The following is a 15,853-nucleotide window of genomic DNA, read 5'->3' as shown; positions in this document are numbered from 1 at the left end:
GGCTTTGCTTTTTTCCGACGCAAAACGCCATATTTCCGGCAATTTCCGCGTTTTACGTGGCTGTCGGCGTTTGCCTTTGCAATAATTGTCGACCAACTCACAACATCCCGTAATAAATGGACAGCCTTATGTCCCTGGTTTTGTTCCAGAATATTTCGGTCCAATCGACGAGTTGATTTTGCATAGAGGTCTCCCGGCATGAAGAATCTGACACTACGCCAGCGCATCCTGGCCAGCTTCCTGGCGATTCTGGCCATCATGGCGTTGATGGTGGTGATGGATTACCGGCGCCTGCTGGTCATCGAGTCCGAAGTCGAGCTGATCAATAACGATGCCGTGCCCGGCATCTACTACAGCACCTCGATCCGCGCCTCCTGGTTCGCCGGTTTCGTGCTGGTCCAGGATGCCTTCAACATGGAGACGGAGCAGGAACGCAGCAGCATCCTGGCGGGTCTGCCCGAAACCGACAAGCTGCTGGCGGAACACACTGAACAGTACCGCCGCACCATCGCGCGCGACGATGACCGGCAGATGTTCGAGGAGTTCGAGAAAGAACTGCAGGAGTACAGACGCATTCGCGCCAGCATTCTTGCGCCCGCCACGCTGGCGGACCCGGCGCGGGCGCAGGGGCTGATCAAGGCCGAACTGCGGCCGGCGTTCTACAAGGGCCGCGACATCCTCGCCAGGATGGTGCTGGAAAACAAGAAACAAGCCGATGAAGCGGCCGTCGCCATCAAGCAATCGGTGAGCAGCGCCGAAACGCGCATGCTGCTGTCGCTGGGCCTGGCGATCGTGGCCGCCATCATCTGCGGCATCCTGCTGATGCGCGCCATCGCCAATCCCATGCGCGCCATCGTCAAGACGCTGGAGGCCACCGGCGGCGGCGATTTGACGCGGCGCCTGACGCTGGCGCGCAAGGACGAATTCAACGCCATCGAAACCGGCTTCAACGGCATGGTGGACGAGCTGACCGGGCTGGTCGGCAAGACGCAGCGCTCCGCGGTGCAGGTGGCCACCTCCGTTACCGAGATCGCGGCCACCTCCAAGCAGCAGCAGGCGACGGCTTCCGAAGTCGCCGCCACCACCACCGAGATCGGCGTGACCTCGCGCGAAATTTCCGCGACCTCGCGCGAGCTGGTCCGCACCATGGCCGAAGTCTCCGGCGCCGCCGAGCAGACCGCGGCGCTGGCGGGCAGCGGCCAGGTGGGCCTGGCGCGCATGGAAGACACCATGCGCAACGTGGTCGGCGCGGCCGGTTCGGTCAACGCCAAGCTGGCGATCCTGAACGAGAAGGCCGGCAATATCACACAAGTGGTTACTACCATCACGAAAGTGGCGGACCAGACCAACCTGCTGTCGCTGAACGCGGCGATCGAGGCCGAGAAGGCGGGCGAATACGGCCGCGGCTTCGTGGTGGTGGCGACCGAGATCCGCCGGTTGGCGGACCAGACCGCCGTCGCTACCTACGACATCGAGCAGATGGTGCGCGAGATCCAGTCCTCCGTGTCGGCCGGCGTCATGGGCATGGACAAGTTCTCCGAGGAAGTGCGGCGCGGCATGGCCGACATGCAACAGGTGGGCGACCAGCTGTCGCAGATCATCCAGCAGGTGCAGACGCTGGCGCCGCGCGTGCAGATGGTCAACGAAGGCATGCAGGCGCAGGCCACCGGCGCCGAACAGATCAACCAGGCCTTGCAACAGCTGAGCGACGCCGCCCAGCAGACCGTGGAATCGCTGCGCCAGTCCACGCTGGCGATCGAGGAACTGACGCTGGTCGCCAACGACCTGCGCAGCGGCGTTTCGCGCTTCAAGGTGTGATGGTTGCCATGGCGCAGCACGCTCCCTCTGCCGCGGCCGGACGCCGGCTGTACCTGCTGTTCCGCATCGGCGGCGACCGCTATGCGCTGGACGCAAGGGACATTGCCGAGGTGCTGGGCCTGCGCCAGTTCAAGCAGGTGCCGGGCGCGCCCGCGTGGGTGGCCGGCGTGATGGACCGCCGCGGCGTGGCAGTGCCCGTCATCGACATGAGCGCGCTGGCGGGGGGCGGAGCGGCCGCCGCCGTGACCAGCACCCGGCTGGCCCTGGTGCGCTATCAGGCGCAGGCGGGCGGGCCGGAGCATCTGCTGGGACTGATCCTGGAGCAGGCGACCGAAACCGTGCACTACGATCCCGCCGCGTTCCAGTCCGGCGGCCTGGACAATCCGCAGGCGCGCTATCTGGGCGCGGTGCTCGGCGATGCCGGCGGCATGGTGCAGGCCGTCAACGTGGACGACCTGCTGCCCGCCCCGGTGCGGGCGCTGCTGTTTCCCGCCCATGCCGATGCCGCTGGCGCGGCGCGCGAGGCGCGGCCATGATGCTGATCGACGAGTTCAGCGCCTTGCTCAAGCGGCGCATGGGCCTGGATAGCGGCTCCATCGGCAAGGCCGCCGTGGAGCGCGCGGTGCGGCGCAGAATGGGCATGGCCGGCATTGCCGACGAACAGGACTATCTGTGGCAGGTGCAGGCTGCACCCGCCGAGATGCAGCAGCTGATCGAAGCGGTCATCGTGCCGGAGACCTGGTTTTTTCGTTATCCCGAATCGCAGACGGCCATGGCCGCGCTGGCGCGGGCGCGCCTGTACGTCGCGGGCGCCGAAGGCCGTGTGCTGCGCGTGCTGAGCGTGCCCTGTTCCAGCGGCGAGGAGCCTTACTCCATTGCCATGGCGCTGCTGGACGCCGGCGTGCCCGCCGAACGCTTCCAGATCGACGCCTTCGACATCAGCGTGCGCATGGTCGAGTTCGCGCGGCGCGGCCTGTACGGCCGCAATTCGTTCCGCGGCGATGACCTGGGCTATCGCGACCGTTATTTTTCCGAGACCGCCGACGGCCACCAACTGGCCGCCCAGGTGGCGGCGCAGGTGCGGTTTCAGGCGGGCAACCTGTTCGATCCCGATCTGCTGGCCGGGGTGGCGCCTTATGACTTCGTGTTCTGCCGCAACCTGCTCATCTACTTCGACGCGGCGACGCAGGCCCGCGCGGTGCAGGTGCTGCGCAGCTTCACGCGCGAGGATGGCGTGCTTTTCGTCGGCCCGGCCGAAACCACCTTGCTGACGGGCCGCAGGCTGCCCGCGGTGCCGATGGCGCGTTCGTTCGCCTTTCTGGCCAAGCCGCTGCCGCCGCCCGCGGAACCTGCCGCGCCGGTGGCTGCGCGGCCCATCGTGCACAGCTGGACGCCGCCCAGGAGGCCGTTGGCCCAGGCGCCGGAGCCAGGCCTGCCTTTGGCGCATGCGCCCATGCCGGCGATACCCGCGGCGCCCGTGGCCGCCTCGGCCGCGTTGCCCGACGCGCAGGCCTCCTTACGCCATATCGCGACCCTGGCCGACCAGGGCCGGGTGCAGGACGCGATGACGCAGTGCCTGGCGCACATAGGCACCCACGGCGCGAGCGCCGAGGCCCTGTATCTGCAAGGCCTGCTGCAGGACGCGGCAGGCGACGCGCGCCAGGCGCAAGCGGCCTACCGCAAGGCGCTCTACCTGGATCCGACCCATCGCGAAGCCCTGCTGCACCTGGCCGCGCTGGTGGCGTCGGACGGCGATCACGAAGCGGCCAGCCGCCTGCAGGCGCGCGCGGCGCGCGGGGAGGCGCGACGTGGATGAAATGATGCACGCGCTGTCCGACGTGGACGACTGCTGGAACCGCATCGGCATCCGCGGCGACAAGAGTTGCGCGCAATTGGCCGAGCACGTGCACTGCCGCAACTGTCCGGTCTATGCGGCGGCGGCCAAGCGCATACTTGACCGTCTGCCGCCGCAAATGGAAGAGCAGGGCGCCGAAGCGGCCCCGCAGGAGCGCGGCAGGCTGTCTTCGTTGCTGGTGTTCCGCGTGCACCGCGAATGGCTGGGACTGCCCACCCGCGCGCTGGACGAAGTCGCCGGCAGCCGCGGCATCCTGAGCCTGCCGCACCGCCGTGACCCGGCGATGCTGGGCGTGACCAACGTGCGCGGCTCCCTTACCGTGTGCGTATCGCTGGCGCGCCTGCTGGGCCTGGAGGCCGCGGTCGAGGACGCGCGCGAGCGGCCCGCCACGGCGCGTATGCTGATCCTGGGCGGCGCGGGCCGCGCGGTGGTCGTGCCGGTGGATGAGGTCGAAGGCATGCATGCGGTGGACCTGGACGGGCTGGAGCCCCTGCCCGCGACCGTGGAGGGCGCAAGCCTCAAGTACTCGCGCGGCATGGCCCGCTGCGGCGGACGCGCGGTGGGCGTGTTGGACGAGACCTTGCTGATGCAAGCTTTGGAACGGAGCCTGGCGTGAATCCGGAACAGATGCGCGACGCCTCGCTTCTGGAATTGTTCCAGCTGGAGACCCGCACCCAGGTGCAGGTGCTGAACAAGGGCCTGCTGGCACTGGAACACGACCCCACGTCCGCGCCGCAGCTGGAAGCCTGCATGCGCGCGGCGCATTCGCTCAAGGGCGCGGCCCGCATCGTCGATCTGCATCCGGCGGTGCGCATCGCGCACGCCATGGAGGATTGCCTGGTCGAGGCGCGCGAAGGCCGGCTGCGGCTGCAGGCCGCGGACATCGACGCCCTGTTGATGGGCGCGGACCTGTTGCAGCGCGTGGCCACGCCGGGCGCGGAGCTGGGCAGCGAGATCGACGAACTGGTGGCGCGGCTGAGCAATGCGCCGCATGCGCTGCCGGCAGCGCCGGCTGCCGCGCCGCTCCCCAAGCCCGCGGATTTCCTGCCGCCGATTCCGGTCCTGGATGAGCCGCCCGCCACCGCGCCGCAACGGCGCAGCTCGGACGCGGGATTGGGCGAGGGCGAACGCGTGCTGCGCGTGACTGCCGACACCCTCAACAAATTGCTGGGCCTGTCCAGCGAAACCCTGGTGGAGTCGCACTGGATCGCGCCCTTCGGCGCGTCCATGCTGCGTCTGAAGCGCATGCAGGCGGGCGCGGTCCAGGCGCTGGATGGCGTGCGCGCGGCCCTGGCTGGCCAGGCGCTGGACGCGCAGGCGCAAGCCGCGCTGGACGATGCCTTGCGCATCGTCCAGCAATGCCAGCAGGAGCTGTCGCAGCGCACCAGCGAGGTCGACGAATTTGGCTGGCGCATGGGCCACCTGGCCCAGCGTCTGTACGACACCGCGTTGGCCTGCCGCATGCGGCCGTTCGGCGACGGGGTGGGCGGGATGGCGCGCATGGTCCGCGATGTAGGCCGCGCGCTGGGCAAGCAGGTGCGGCTGGAGATCGAAGGCGAATCCACCCAGGTGGATCGCGACATCCTGGAAAAGCTGGATGCGCCGCTGATGCACCTGCTGCGCAACGCAGTGGACCACGGCATCGAGATGCCGCAGGACCGGCTGGCCGCGGGCAAGCCGGCCGAAGGCCGGATCAGGCTGTCGGCGCGCCATGCGGCCGGCATGCTGCTGATCGAACTGAGCGACGACGGCGCCGGCATTTCCTTGGACCGGCTGCGCGTGGAAGTGGTGCAGCGCAAGCTGGCCAGCGCGGAAACCGCGGCCCGGCTGACCGAGGCCGAGCTGCTGGAGTTCCTGTTCCTGTCGGGTTTCAGCACGCGCGGCGAAGTCACGGAGATCTCGGGGCGCGGCGTGGGGCTGGACGTGGTGCAGACCATGGTGCGCCAGTTGCGCGGCGCGGTGCGCATCCAGCAAGTGACGGGGCAGGGCACCCGCTTCATGCTGGAGATGCCCTTGTCGCTGTCGGTGGTGCGCAGCCTGCTGGTCGAGGTGCAGGAAGAGATCTACGCTTTCCCGCTGGCCTACGTCAACCACGCGCTGCAAGTGCGCGCCGAAGACATCGAACAGCTCGAAGGGCATCAGCATTTCCGTTTCATGGACCGCCAGATCGGGCTGGTTTCCGCGCGCCAGATCCTGCGCACGGGCGGCGCCGCGCCGGCCGCCGAAACGGTGTGCGTGGTGCTGGTGGGCGACCACGACCGGCTTTACGGCGTGGCCGTGGACCGTTACGTGGGCGAACGCACGCTGGTGGTGCAGCCCCTGGACCCGCGCCTGGGCAAGGTGCAGGACGTGATGGCGGGCGCCCTGATGGACGACGGTACGCCGCTATTGATCCTGGACGTGGAAGACATGCTGGTGTCGGTGCAGAAGCTGGTGGAAGGCGGACAGCTGAGCCGGGTGGACGGCGCGGGCGCGGCCGAACAGGCGCGGCGGCGCAAGCGCGTGCTGGTGGTGGACGACTCGCTCACGGTGCGGGAGCTGGAACGCAAGCTGCTGCTGAACCGCGGCTTCGACGTGGCCGTGGCCGTGGACGGCATGGACGGCTGGAACATGTTGCGCAGCGAGGCATTCGACCTGGTGGTGACCGACGTGGACATGCCGCGCATGGACGGCATCGAACTGGTGTCGCGCATCAAGGCCGATCCCAAGCTGCAGGGCCTGCCGGTGATGGTGGTGTCGTACAAGGACAGGGAAGAAGACAGGAGGCGCGGGCTGGACGCCGGCGCCGACTATTATCTGGCCAAGGGCAGCTTCCATGACGACGCGCTGCTCGACGCGGTGGAAGACCTGATCGGAAAGGCGCGCACGTGAGAGTCGGAATCGTCAACGACATGCCGATGGCAGTGGAAGTGCTGCGGCGCGCGATCGCGCTGGAGCCGGGGCTGGACCTCGCCTGGGTCGCGACCAATGGCCAGGAGGCCGTGGACCTGTGCGCCCGCGACCGGCCGGACGTGGTGCTGATGGACCTCATCATGCCCATCATGGACGGCGTCGAAGCCACGCGCCGCATCATGGCCGAAACGCCCTGCGCGATCGTGGTGGTGACCGCCGACGTGGCGCGCCATACCTCGCGCGTGTTCGACGCCATGGGCCACGGGGCGCTGGACGCGGCGGACACGCCAGTGATCGGCAGCGGCGACATGCGCATGGCGGCGGCGCCGCTGCTGCGCAAGATCCGCAACGTGGGCTGGCTGATCGGCCGCTACGGCAAGCGGCCCGCCCTGACGCCGGTCGCACGGCCCATGCAGCTGGCGGACGCCAAGCGGCTCCTGGTCATCGGCGCGTCGGCTGGCGGCCCGCCGGCGCTGGCGCAACTGCTGAAGGGAATCCCGCCGGAGTTCCCCGCCGGTATCGTGCTGGTACAGCACGTGGACGCCTCGTTTGCCGCGGGCATGGCGGACTGGCTCAATGAACAGGCGCCGCTGCCCGTCAGGCTGGTGCGCGAGGGCGAATGGCCCGAGCCCGGCCAGATACTGCTGGCTGGCACGGGCGATCACCTGCACATGCTGGCTGACGGTACGCTGCGTTACACCGAAACCCCCAAGGAAAGCCTGTACCGGCCTTCCATCGACGTTTTTTTCCATAGCGTGGCGCAGCACTGGCGCGGCCTGGCCGTCGGCGTGCTGCTGACGGGCATGGGCCAGGATGGCGCGCGCGGGCTGAAGGCGCTGCGCGAGCGCGGCTACCTGACGATTGCACAGGACCAGGCCAGCAGCGCCGTCTACGGCATGCCCAAGGCCGCGGCCGCCATGCAGGCGGCCGTGGAAATCCGCCCATTGGACCAAATCGCTCCCCGCGTGATCCAGGCCTTTGCCTGAGCGCGCGGACCACGACAGCATTCAAGGACTCACTATGCAACCTCCCATTGACAGCTCGGCTTCGGCGAACCTGAATTCGCATGCGGCCATGGTGTTGCTCGTCGACGACCAGGTGATGGTCGGCGAGGCCATCAGACGGGCCCTGGCCACGGAGGGCAACATCGACTTCCACTATTGCTCGGACCCGGAAAAAGCGCTGACCGTGGCGATCCAGACCCGGCCCACCGTCATCCTGCAGGACCTGGTGCTGCCGGGCGTGGACGGACTGAGCCTGGTGCAGGAGTACCGTGGCCATCCGGTGACGCGCGACATCCCCATCATCGTGCTGTCCACCAAGGAAGATCCGGCTATCAAGAGCGCGGCCTTTGCCGCCGGCGCCAACGACTACCTGGTCAAGCTGCCCGACTCCATTGAACTGGTGGCGCGCATCCGCTATCACTCGCGCTCGTATCTGGCGCTGGTGCAGCGCGACGAGGCCTACCAGGCCTTGCGCCAGAGCCAGCAGCAACTGCTGGAAAGCAATATGGAGCTGCGCCGGCTGACCAATTCCGACGGCCTGACGGGCCTGGGCAACCGCCGTTATTTCGACGAGTACCTGAATGCGGAATGGCAGCGCGCGCGCCGCGACGGCCGCGAAATCAGCATGCTCATGATCGACGTGGACCACTTCAAGGCCTACAACGACACCTATGGCCACATCGCTGGCGACGAGGCGCTCAAGCGGGTGGCCAACACCATCTTCGCCAGCTGCGACCGGTCCACCGACCTGGCGGCGCGATTCGGCGGCGAAGAGTTCGCGCTGGTGCTGCCGGGCACGCCGGCCGGCAGCGCGCGGCTGGCCGCCGAGAAGCTGCGCCGCGCCGTCGAGGCCATGCAGATTCCGCAGAAGGACACGGGTGATGGCCCCTGGCTGACGGTCAGCATAGGCACGGCCACGGCGGTGCCTCAGGGCGACCAGCCTTGCACCGACCTGATCCAGGTGGCCGACCGCGGCCTCTATCAAGCCAAGCGGCAGGGCCGCAACCGCGTCGTTCCCGGCGTGATGTAGGGGCGCGGCCGCGGGCAGGCTGCGCCAGCCATCTTCCGCGGGATCTCATGATTTTCCAAGCGATTGCGCCAAGTTGATGTAACCCGGCAGCGTCTTTCATGAAATCCTGCTGAAGAGAAATATTGTTTCTCACTGTCCCTGCCGGACGATGCAGGTGGAAGGGCCCTTGAGGCCGGCCACCGTCATTCTTCCATGCAGTCCGGGGCCGGCAGCGCTATCGTTTCCGCATGCGTGACGCGTCTGCCCGGCGGCCCGGCCGGGCATCCGGAAACCAGACAGAGAGGCACAGCATGAGTTACTCCAGCTATCACAAGAAGGACATTTTCGGCCGCCCGCTGCATGCCGAAACCCAGATGATGTCCTACGGCTTCGATCCCTTCCTGTCGGAGGGCGCGGTCAAGCCGCCGGTGTTCCTGACGTCCACCTTCGCGTTCCGCTCGGCCGAGGACGGCGCGGCGTTCTTCGACCTGGTTTCGGGCCGCAAGCCCTTGCCGCAGGGGGAGTCGGCGGGGCTGGTGTACAGCCGCTTCAACCATCCCAATCTGGAAATCGTCGAAGACCGCCTGGCGCTGCTGGATGGCTCGGAAGATGCCGCGGTGACTTCCAGCGGCATGTCGGCGATCAGCGCGGTGTTCCTGGCCTTTCTGCGGCCAGGCGATCAACTGGTGCAGTCCGTGCCGCTGTATGGCGGCACCGAGACCTTGATCTCCAAGATCTTCCCGGAGTGGGGCATAGGCTCGCATGCGGTCGAAGACGGCCTGTCGGCCAAGAGCATGCGCACCGCGCTGGAGGCCGCGGCGGCCCAGGGGCCGGTGCGCCTGTTCTTTGTTGAAACGCCCGCCAATCCGACCAATGCGCTGATCGATTTCGAAGCCATGAAGAATGAGCTGGACGCCTTCGAAACACGGCACGGCTATCGTCCCGTGTCGGTGTGCGACAACACGCTGCTGGGCCCGATCTTCCAGAAGCCGGCCGAGCATGGCGTGGATCTGTGCGTGTATTCGCTGACCAAGTACGTGGGCGGCCACAGCGACCTGGTTGCGGGGGCCGTCACCGGCAGCAAGGCGCTGATCAAGAAGGTGCGCGCCATCCGCAGCGCCTTCGGTTCGCAGCTGGACCCGCATTCCTGCTGGATGATCACGCGCTCGATGGAAACCGTGGTGCTGCGCATGAAGCAGGCCGCGCGCACGGCGACCAAGGTGGCCCAATGGCTGTCCGGCAATCCACATGAAAAAGTGCAGATCTTCCATCCAGAAATGATTGCCGACCGGGCCTACCAGGACGTCTACAAGCGCCAGTGCAGCGGGCCGGGCTCGACCTTCGCCTTCGTGCTGGAGGGCGGGCGCGCCAAGGCCTTTCGCTTCATCAATGCGCTGCACCTCTTCAAGTCGGCCGTCAGCCTGGGCGGCACTGAATCGCTGATCTGCCACCCGGCGTCCACCACGCATTCCGGCGTGCCGGCGGCCGAGCGCGAGGCGGCCGGCGTGTCCGAGGGGCTGGTGCGCGTGTCGATCGGACTGGAGCACGAGGAAGACCTGATCGCGGACATGGACCACGCCTTCCGCAACTGCTGAGCCGGGGCCGGCATGGCCGGCCGGTTTCAGGCCGCCATGCGCCGCCGGTTGAACAGCACGAATCCCGCCGTGACCAGCAGCATCAGCGCCGCGGTGGCGATGACCGCGGCATAGCCGGTGTCGAAGGCGGTCTTGGCCAGGCGCGTCAAGGCCATGGCCAGGTCCGACGACAGTCCGTCCGCCACGATCAGGGCCTGGTCCAGGCTGTCGCGCGCCAGCTCGGACTGGGGCAGGCCCGCCGGCACGGCCAGCGTGTGCGCATAGACGCCGGACAGGATCGATCCCATCAGGGTGACGCCCAGCGCGCCGCCCAGTTCGTACGAGACCTCTTCGATCGAGGCCGCCATGCCGGCGCGCTCCGGGGTGGCGCTCTGCATGATGGTGCTGGACGCCGCGGTCATGGTGGCGCCTATGCCCGCGCCCAGCACGCACAGGCTGACCATCTGCGGCAGCAGCGCGGCGTCATAGCTCAGCAGGTAGCCGGTCATGCCCAGGCCCGAGACCAGCAGCGACAGGAACAGCATGGTGGCGCTGTTGACGCGGCCCAGCAGCCAGCCCGCCAGAGGACCCGCGATGAAAGCGGCCAGCGACAGCGGCAGGATGAAGAGCGCGGCTTCCAACGGCGACATGCCCATGACCAGCTGCAGCCGCTGGCTGAACACCAGCTCCATGCCCAGCAGCGCGGCGGCGGCGAACAGCGCGGCCGCCACCGCCGAACTGAAGCTGAGGTTGCGGAAGATGGCGAAGTCGATCAGCGGATAGGGCCGCGCGCGCTGGCGCCGCACGAATACGGCGAGCATGGCCGCGCCCGCGGCGCAGGCCAGGCCGGCATCGCGCCAGGAAGGGGCGGTCTTGCCCAGTTCCTTCAGCGCGTAGGCGCACAGGATCAAGCCGGCCATGACCTGCAGCGAGCCCAGCAGATCCCAGGGGCGCGAGGCGTCCGGACGGCTGGCCGGGATCAGGCGCCAGGCCAGCGGCAGCGCCAGCAGCACGATGGGCACGTTGATGAGGAATACGGAACCCCACCAGAAATGCTCCAGCAGCACGCCGCCCACCACCGGACCGACCGCGGCGCCGCCCGAGGCCACCGAGGCCCAGACGCCGATGGCGATGGCGCGTTCGCGCTCGTCGGCGAAGGTCAGGCGCAGGATGGACAGCGTGGCCGGCATCATCATGGCGGCGCCCACGGCCAGCAGCGCGCGCGCCGCGATCAACGTGGCCGCGCCTGGCGAGTAGGCCGCGCACAGGGACGCCGCGCCGAACACGACCAGCCCCGCCATGAACAGGCGCTTGTGGCCGAGGCGGTCGCCGAGCGTACCCATGCCCAGCAGCAGGCCGGACACGACCAGCGCGTAGATGTTCACGATCCACAGCTTTTCCGACGCATTGACGTTCAGCTCATGCGTGAGCCGGGGCAGGGCGGTATAGAGGACGGTCATGTCGACCACGATCAACAGCAAGGCGCTGGACACGATGGCCAGCACCAGCCAGCGGCCGGGCGCGGCCGTGGCGACAGCGTTCGGTTCAGTCCGCTGCATGGTTCTACTCCTGAAACTGAAACGCCTGCCGCGCCGAGGATACGGGCGGGGCCGGGATGGCCGGGTTCCAGAGCGCGCCATTATCCATCTTCTATTTGCCATAAAAAAGTTGGAAATCATCTATAAAATGGATGGATAAGGGAGGGCTGGGATATGCAATGGACACTGGACCAGCTGCGGCATTTCGTCGCCGCCGCGGAATCGGGATCGTTCTCGGCGGCCGCGCGGCGCCTGGGCAAGGCGCAATCGGCGATCAGCACCTCGGTGGGCCTGCTGGAAACGGATCTGGGCGTGGAGCTGTTCGACCGGTCGCGGCGCAACGCCGCGCTGACGGCTACCGGGGAAGTCATGCTGCAGGAGGCCCAGGAGCTGCTGCGGCAAGCGGGCGCCTTGGAGCAGCGCGCCTTGTCGTTCGCCGCCGGGCGCGAAGCGCGCCTGGGCCTTGCGCTGGACGAAGGCCTGCCTTATCTGGTGGCCGACCAGTTGCTGAAGGAACTGGCCGAACGCTATCCGGCGCTGGAGCTGACCCAGCTCAACGGCACCGCGACGGAGGTCGCCGAATACGTGGAGCAGGGCCGCGCCAGCCTGGCCTTCCAGTTCGATCGCGGCGATCCCGGCAGCGCCTTCGCCCACCGCCATCTGGGCAACGTGGCGCAAGGCATCTTCGTGGCCCAGGGCCATCCGCTGGCCGCGTTGCCCGAGGTCGGGCGCAACGATCTGGCGCGGCACAGGCAGTTGCTCATGCAGATGGACGGCGTAGACCAGGTGGTGCTGAGCCCCTCGGTCTGGCGGGCCGACAGCAGCTACAACATCGCGGCCATGGCGGCCAATGGCGTGGGCTGGGCCATCCTGCCGCTGAATATCGGCGAATACGAGGGCTTCAGCAACGCGCTGGTCAGCGTGCGTTGCGCGGACCTGTTCCTGCCCATGCTGTCCGTGCGCACGCTGTGGCTCAGGGGCGGCAGCCTGAGCGAGACGGAACTCTGGCTGCAGCAGCGCATGGGCCAGCTATTGGCGGGGACGCAGGCGCGGCCGTAGCACGGCCGGACCGGTTTCAACTGAGCAGCGCGCTGACCAGATCGCCGCCGCTGCGGCCGCCGTTCTTGAAATCCAGCGCCGTCTGCACGTGTTCCAGATGCGCATCCATCAGCGCGCAGGCGCGGTCGGCATCGCCCGCGCGGGCGGCCTCGATGAAGGCGTGATGTTCCTGCGACGAGCAACTGGCATCGTGCGAGCTTTGGTACAGCACGGTGATGACGGCGCTGCGTGCCGAGAGTTCGCGCAGCATCCCCGTGAGCACGGAATTTCCTACGGCCTCGGCCAGCAGGATGTGGAAATGCCCGAGCAACCGGTTGCGTTCCTGCACGTCGCCGCCTTCCAGCGCGCGGCGCTCCGCGGCCAGGTGCGCGTCGATGCGGCGGTAGTCCGCCGCCGTTGCCCGCGCCACGAACTCGCGCGCGAGCGCCGCTTCCAGGATGCGCCGTACGGCATAGACCTCGCGCGCCTCGTTCGCGTCCGGCTTGCTCACGAAGGCGCCCTTGTCCGGCACGATGTTGATCAGCTTGTCCTTGGATAGCATCAGCAACGCGGCGCGGATCTTGGTCCGGCTGACCTGATACACCCCCGCCAGCGCCTCTTCGCGCAGCCGTGTGCCCGGCGGCAGCTTGTGCGCGACGATGGCCGCCGAGATTTCCTTGGCGATATCGTCGGCGCTGGGGTCGGGGCGGACTTCCTGGGACATGTTGGGGCAGGAGAGGGACAGGGCCGGTCAGTCTAGCAAATGGGCAGGCCCGGCGGTGACGGGGCCTGCCGGACCGGGCCTAGCGCGCCGCCGCCAGCGCGCCCATCGCCTGCCGCATGAACGACAGGGTGGCGTCATCGGTCCAGGTGCCGGCGGTGAGTTCGGGCTCGTTCATCAGCGCCTGGCGGAATTTCGCCTGGGTGGCGGGGTCGTTGCCGGCATAGCTGCGGAACAGGTCCAGCCAGCGCCGGGCCAGCGCCAGCGCCGTGGCCGAGTCCGGCGCCGCGCCCGCGTCGAGCGCGTCGCGCACGTCGGCCATCAGCTCGGGCCATTCGCCGATGCGGTCGCCATAATGCTCACGCATGTAGCGCGCCTCGTCCGCGGTGAGGTACTTCTCGTAGATCCGCAGCTTGCTTTCCGAGAAGGCCTGCAGCACGTAGTCGCGCAAGGCCGGCGAGACGCCCATGTGCGCCTGCATCGCGGGCTCCCGTTCGTGCATCCGGTTCAGCTTGACCAGCAGGCGCGGGTCGCGATTGGTGTCGCGCAGCAGCAAGGTCATCCAGCGCAACGCCAATTCGCGCGGTCGCGCCTCTTCGGGTGCGGCGCCGGCATCGATCTGCGCCTGCACCTCCTTGATCAGCGCGAGCCAGTCCGCGTCGCCATCCTGGCTGCTGCGGTACATGGGCAGGCGGGCCAGTTCATCGGGGGAAAAATACTTGTCGTACATGGTCATGAGTTCCAGAGTGGTGAGCCAATCGGCCAGCTCTGGCTCCTTGCCTTGCGCCAACTGGCCCTGCAGCTGGGCGAGACGCTCGCGCAGCCGGGAGGCTTGCTGGATCTGGCGGTCGAGCATCGCGATCTGCCTGGCGATGATCTCGTCCATGGGAGTGTCGGGCTGGTCCAGATAAGCGCCGATCTCGGCCAACGGCAATCCGAAGCGGCGCAGCGCCTGGATCTGATGCAGCCGGGCAATGTCGTCGCGGCCATATAGCCGATAGCCGTTGTCGGCGCGCGCCGAAGGCGTGAGCAGCCCGATCGCGTGATAGTGGTGCAGCGTGCGGACGGTCAGTCCGCTGCGCTTGGCCAGTTCTCCTACTTTCAGTTGCACGGCATTCCTCCTGTTGATGGCGCGGAACGAACTCTGGGACATGACGTTGCGTGAGGGTCAAGCCTGTTGGCGGCTCCTGGCGGACCCGGCCAGCAGCGCGACCGCCGCAATCGCCAGGGGAATGAATGACACCCACAGCACCGTGGCCCAGTCGTACGCGGCCAGCAGGCCGCCCGATGCGAAGGAGCCGACCGCCATGGTGCCGAAGATGATGAAGTCATTGAGCGACTGCACCCGGGTCCTTTCCTCGGGCCGGTGGCATTCCAGAACCAGGGCCGACGCGCCCACGAAGCCGAAGTTCCAGCCCAGGCCCAGCAGGATCAACGTGACCCAGAAATGCGCCACGTCGATCCCCGTGAGGCCGATGGCCGCGGACAGGCCGGTCAGCGCCAGGCCCGCCGTGACGATGCGTCCGGCGCCGAAACGCGTGATGAGGCGTCCGGTGAAGAAGCTGGGGCCGTACATGGCGATGACGTGCCATTGCAGGCCCAGGTTGGCGCTTTCCTGCGAATGGCCGCAAAGATGCATGGCCAGCGGCGCGGCGGTCATCAAGAAATTCATCAGCAAGTAGGAGACGGCGCCGCAGACCACGGCCGTGATGAAGCGCGGCTGGCGCGCGATCAAGCCCAGCGGCCGTCCGCCCGCGACTTCGGCCGCGCTGGGCATGGGCAGGTGCACGCCCAGCAGGACCAGGGCCGAGATCGCCGCGACCGCGGCCTGCACAAGATAGGTCGCCGCGAACATGTGGAGCGGCCACAGGTACATCGTATATGTGACCAGTTGCGGGCCGACCACGCCGGCCAGCACGCCGCCGCCCATCACGAAGGACAGGGCGCGGGCGCGCCGGGCGGGAGACACGCCGTCGGCCGCCGCGAAGCGGAACGACAGCACGACGGCGGCGTACGCGCCGCCGAAGAAGGTGCCCAGGCAGAACAGCCAGAATGAGCTCAGCACGATGGCGGCTGCGGCCAGCAGACCCACGAGCACGCCGCAGGCCGTGCCGGCGAGAAAGGCGGCCCGGCGGCCGTAACGCCGGGCGATGGCGCCCATGGGCAGGATGCAGGCGGCCATGCCGACCACGAAGAGGGAAATGGGCAAGGTCGCCAGCGCCTTGTCCGGCGCCAGCATGTCGCCGACGATGGCGCCGGTGGCGTAGACCACGACGGCGTTGGCGCCTGCCAGCGCCTGGGCGATCGTCAGCCGGGCGATGTTGCCGCGCTGCGCCTGGGGCGAGAGTTCAGCGCTGGGCGCGGCCGATGGCGCCGGGGTTGATGCGGACAAGTGGGTCTCCTC

The 15,853-nt window shown here is 68.0% G+C and carries 13 protein-coding genes; 9 read left to right on the top strand and 4 right to left on the bottom strand.

Features of this window, described 5'->3' with window-relative positions:
* Positions 1-198: 198 nt before the first annotated feature.
* The 8 genes from ACM1PE_RS13915 to ACM1PE_RS13880 all read left to right on the top strand — a co-directional run bounded on the left by ACM1PE_RS13915 (position 199) and on the right by ACM1PE_RS13880 (position 10,173).
* Complete coding sequence (locus ACM1PE_RS13915; RefSeq protein WP_419343614.1) at positions 199-1,818, top strand: methyl-accepting chemotaxis protein; 1,620 nt, start codon at positions 199-201, stop codon at positions 1,816-1,818.
* Positions 1,818-2,354: a chemotaxis protein CheW gene (locus tag ACM1PE_RS13910; protein WP_118933288.1), complete on the top strand. Its 537-nt coding sequence runs from the start codon at positions 1,818-1,820 to the stop codon at positions 2,352-2,354. Before ACM1PE_RS13915 ends, ACM1PE_RS13910 begins: the two co-directional genes overlap by 1 nt.
* Positions 2,351-3,634: a CheR family methyltransferase gene (locus ACM1PE_RS13905; RefSeq protein ID WP_419343613.1), complete on the top strand. Its 1,284-nt coding sequence runs from the start codon at positions 2,351-2,353 to the stop codon at positions 3,632-3,634. The genes ACM1PE_RS13910 and ACM1PE_RS13905 overlap by 4 nt, the downstream gene beginning before the upstream one ends.
* A gap of 1 nt (position 3,635) precedes the next feature.
* Positions 3,636-4,289: a chemotaxis protein CheW gene (locus ACM1PE_RS13900; RefSeq protein WP_223283417.1), complete on the top strand. Its 654-nt coding sequence runs from the start codon at positions 3,636-3,638 to the stop codon at positions 4,287-4,289.
* Positions 4,286-6,544, top strand: a complete 2,259-nt coding sequence (locus ACM1PE_RS13895) for a hybrid sensor histidine kinase/response regulator (protein ID WP_059373121.1) — start codon at positions 4,286-4,288, stop codon at positions 6,542-6,544. Before ACM1PE_RS13900 ends, ACM1PE_RS13895 begins: the two co-directional genes overlap by 4 nt.
* Positions 6,541-7,551, top strand: a complete 1,011-nt coding sequence (locus ACM1PE_RS13890; protein ID WP_059373119.1) for a chemotaxis response regulator protein-glutamate methylesterase — start codon at positions 6,541-6,543, stop codon at positions 7,549-7,551. The genes ACM1PE_RS13895 and ACM1PE_RS13890 overlap by 4 nt, the downstream gene beginning before the upstream one ends.
* A gap of 34 nt (positions 7,552-7,585) precedes the next feature.
* Positions 7,586-8,599, top strand: a complete 1,014-nt coding sequence (locus tag ACM1PE_RS13885) for a response regulator (RefSeq protein ID WP_059373117.1) — start codon at positions 7,586-7,588, stop codon at positions 8,597-8,599.
* Between the two features lie 290 nt (positions 8,600-8,889).
* A complete protein-coding gene (locus tag ACM1PE_RS13880; protein WP_419343612.1) occupies positions 8,890-10,173 on the top strand; it encodes a cystathionine gamma-synthase family protein in 1,284 nt (427 codons plus the stop codon).
* 26 nt (positions 10,174-10,199) lie between these two features.
* Here the strand turns inward: ACM1PE_RS13880 and ACM1PE_RS13875 are convergent, their stop codons facing one another.
* Entirely contained in the window at positions 10,200-11,711 is a 1,512-nt protein-coding gene (locus ACM1PE_RS13875; RefSeq protein ID WP_419343611.1) for an MFS transporter, read from the bottom strand.
* 153 nt (positions 11,712-11,864) lie between these two features.
* On the opposite strand from ACM1PE_RS13875, the gene ACM1PE_RS13870 reads away from it, so the two are divergent.
* Positions 11,865-12,749, top strand: a complete 885-nt coding sequence (locus ACM1PE_RS13870) for a LysR family transcriptional regulator (RefSeq protein WP_419343610.1) — start codon at positions 11,865-11,867, stop codon at positions 12,747-12,749.
* A 16-nt stretch (positions 12,750-12,765) separates the two neighbouring features.
* Here ACM1PE_RS13870 and ACM1PE_RS13865 read toward each other — a convergent pair whose 3' ends face one another.
* The 3 genes from ACM1PE_RS13865 to ACM1PE_RS13855 all read right to left on the bottom strand — a co-directional run bounded on the left by ACM1PE_RS13865 (position 12,766) and on the right by ACM1PE_RS13855 (position 15,841).
* A complete protein-coding gene (locus ACM1PE_RS13865) occupies positions 12,766-13,452 on the bottom strand; it encodes a GntR family transcriptional regulator (protein ID WP_059373109.1) in 687 nt (228 codons plus the stop codon).
* Between the two features lie 79 nt (positions 13,453-13,531).
* Positions 13,532-14,560, bottom strand: coding sequence for a MerR family transcriptional regulator (locus ACM1PE_RS13860; protein ID WP_059373637.1), 1,029 nt, complete (start codon positions 14,558-14,560; stop codon positions 13,532-13,534).
* A gap of 57 nt (positions 14,561-14,617) precedes the next feature.
* Positions 14,618-15,841 (bottom strand): MFS transporter, encoded by a 1,224-nt coding sequence (locus tag ACM1PE_RS13855; protein ID WP_419343607.1) that lies wholly within the window; start codon positions 15,839-15,841, stop codon positions 14,618-14,620.
* Between the last annotated feature and the right edge of the window lie 12 nt (positions 15,842-15,853).

Origin of the sequence: Achromobacter sp. PD1 (genome assembly GCF_048541815.1) — a bacterium.
Lineage (GTDB): Bacteria > Pseudomonadota > Gammaproteobacteria > Burkholderiales > Burkholderiaceae_B > Achromobacter > Achromobacter bronchisepticus_A.
Note: the sequence above shows the minus strand (reverse complement) of the source record. Positions and strands in the feature narration are given on the sequence as shown.

Bases quoted from the DNA above. Each gene is read 5' to 3' on its own strand.
- ACM1PE_RS13900 (WP_223283417.1), top strand. From the start codon at position 3,636: ATGATGCACGCGCTGTCCGACGTGGACGACTGCTGGAACCGCATCGGC.
- ACM1PE_RS13905 (WP_419343613.1), top strand. From the start codon at position 2,351: ATGATGCTGATCGACGAGTTCAGCGCCTTGCTCAAGCGGCGCATGGGC.
- ACM1PE_RS13915 (WP_419343614.1), top strand. From the start codon at position 199: ATGAAGAATCTGACACTACGCCAGCGCATCCTGGCCAGCTTCCTGGCG.
- ACM1PE_RS13880 (WP_419343612.1), top strand. From the start codon at position 8,890: ATGAGTTACTCCAGCTATCACAAGAAGGACATTTTCGGCCGCCCGCTG.
- ACM1PE_RS13885 (WP_059373117.1), top strand. From the start codon at position 7,586: ATGCAACCTCCCATTGACAGCTCGGCTTCGGCGAACCTGAATTCGCAT.
- ACM1PE_RS13865 (WP_059373109.1), bottom strand. From the start codon at position 13,452: ATGTCCCAGGAAGTCCGCCCCGACCCCAGCGCCGACGATATCGCCAAG.
- ACM1PE_RS13875 (WP_419343611.1), bottom strand. From the start codon at position 11,711: ATGCAGCGGACTGAACCGAACGCTGTCGCCACGGCCGCGCCCGGCCGC.
- ACM1PE_RS13910 (WP_118933288.1), top strand. From the start codon at position 1,818: ATGGTTGCCATGGCGCAGCACGCTCCCTCTGCCGCGGCCGGACGCCGG.
- ACM1PE_RS13870 (WP_419343610.1), top strand. From the start codon at position 11,865: ATGCAATGGACACTGGACCAGCTGCGGCATTTCGTCGCCGCCGCGGAA.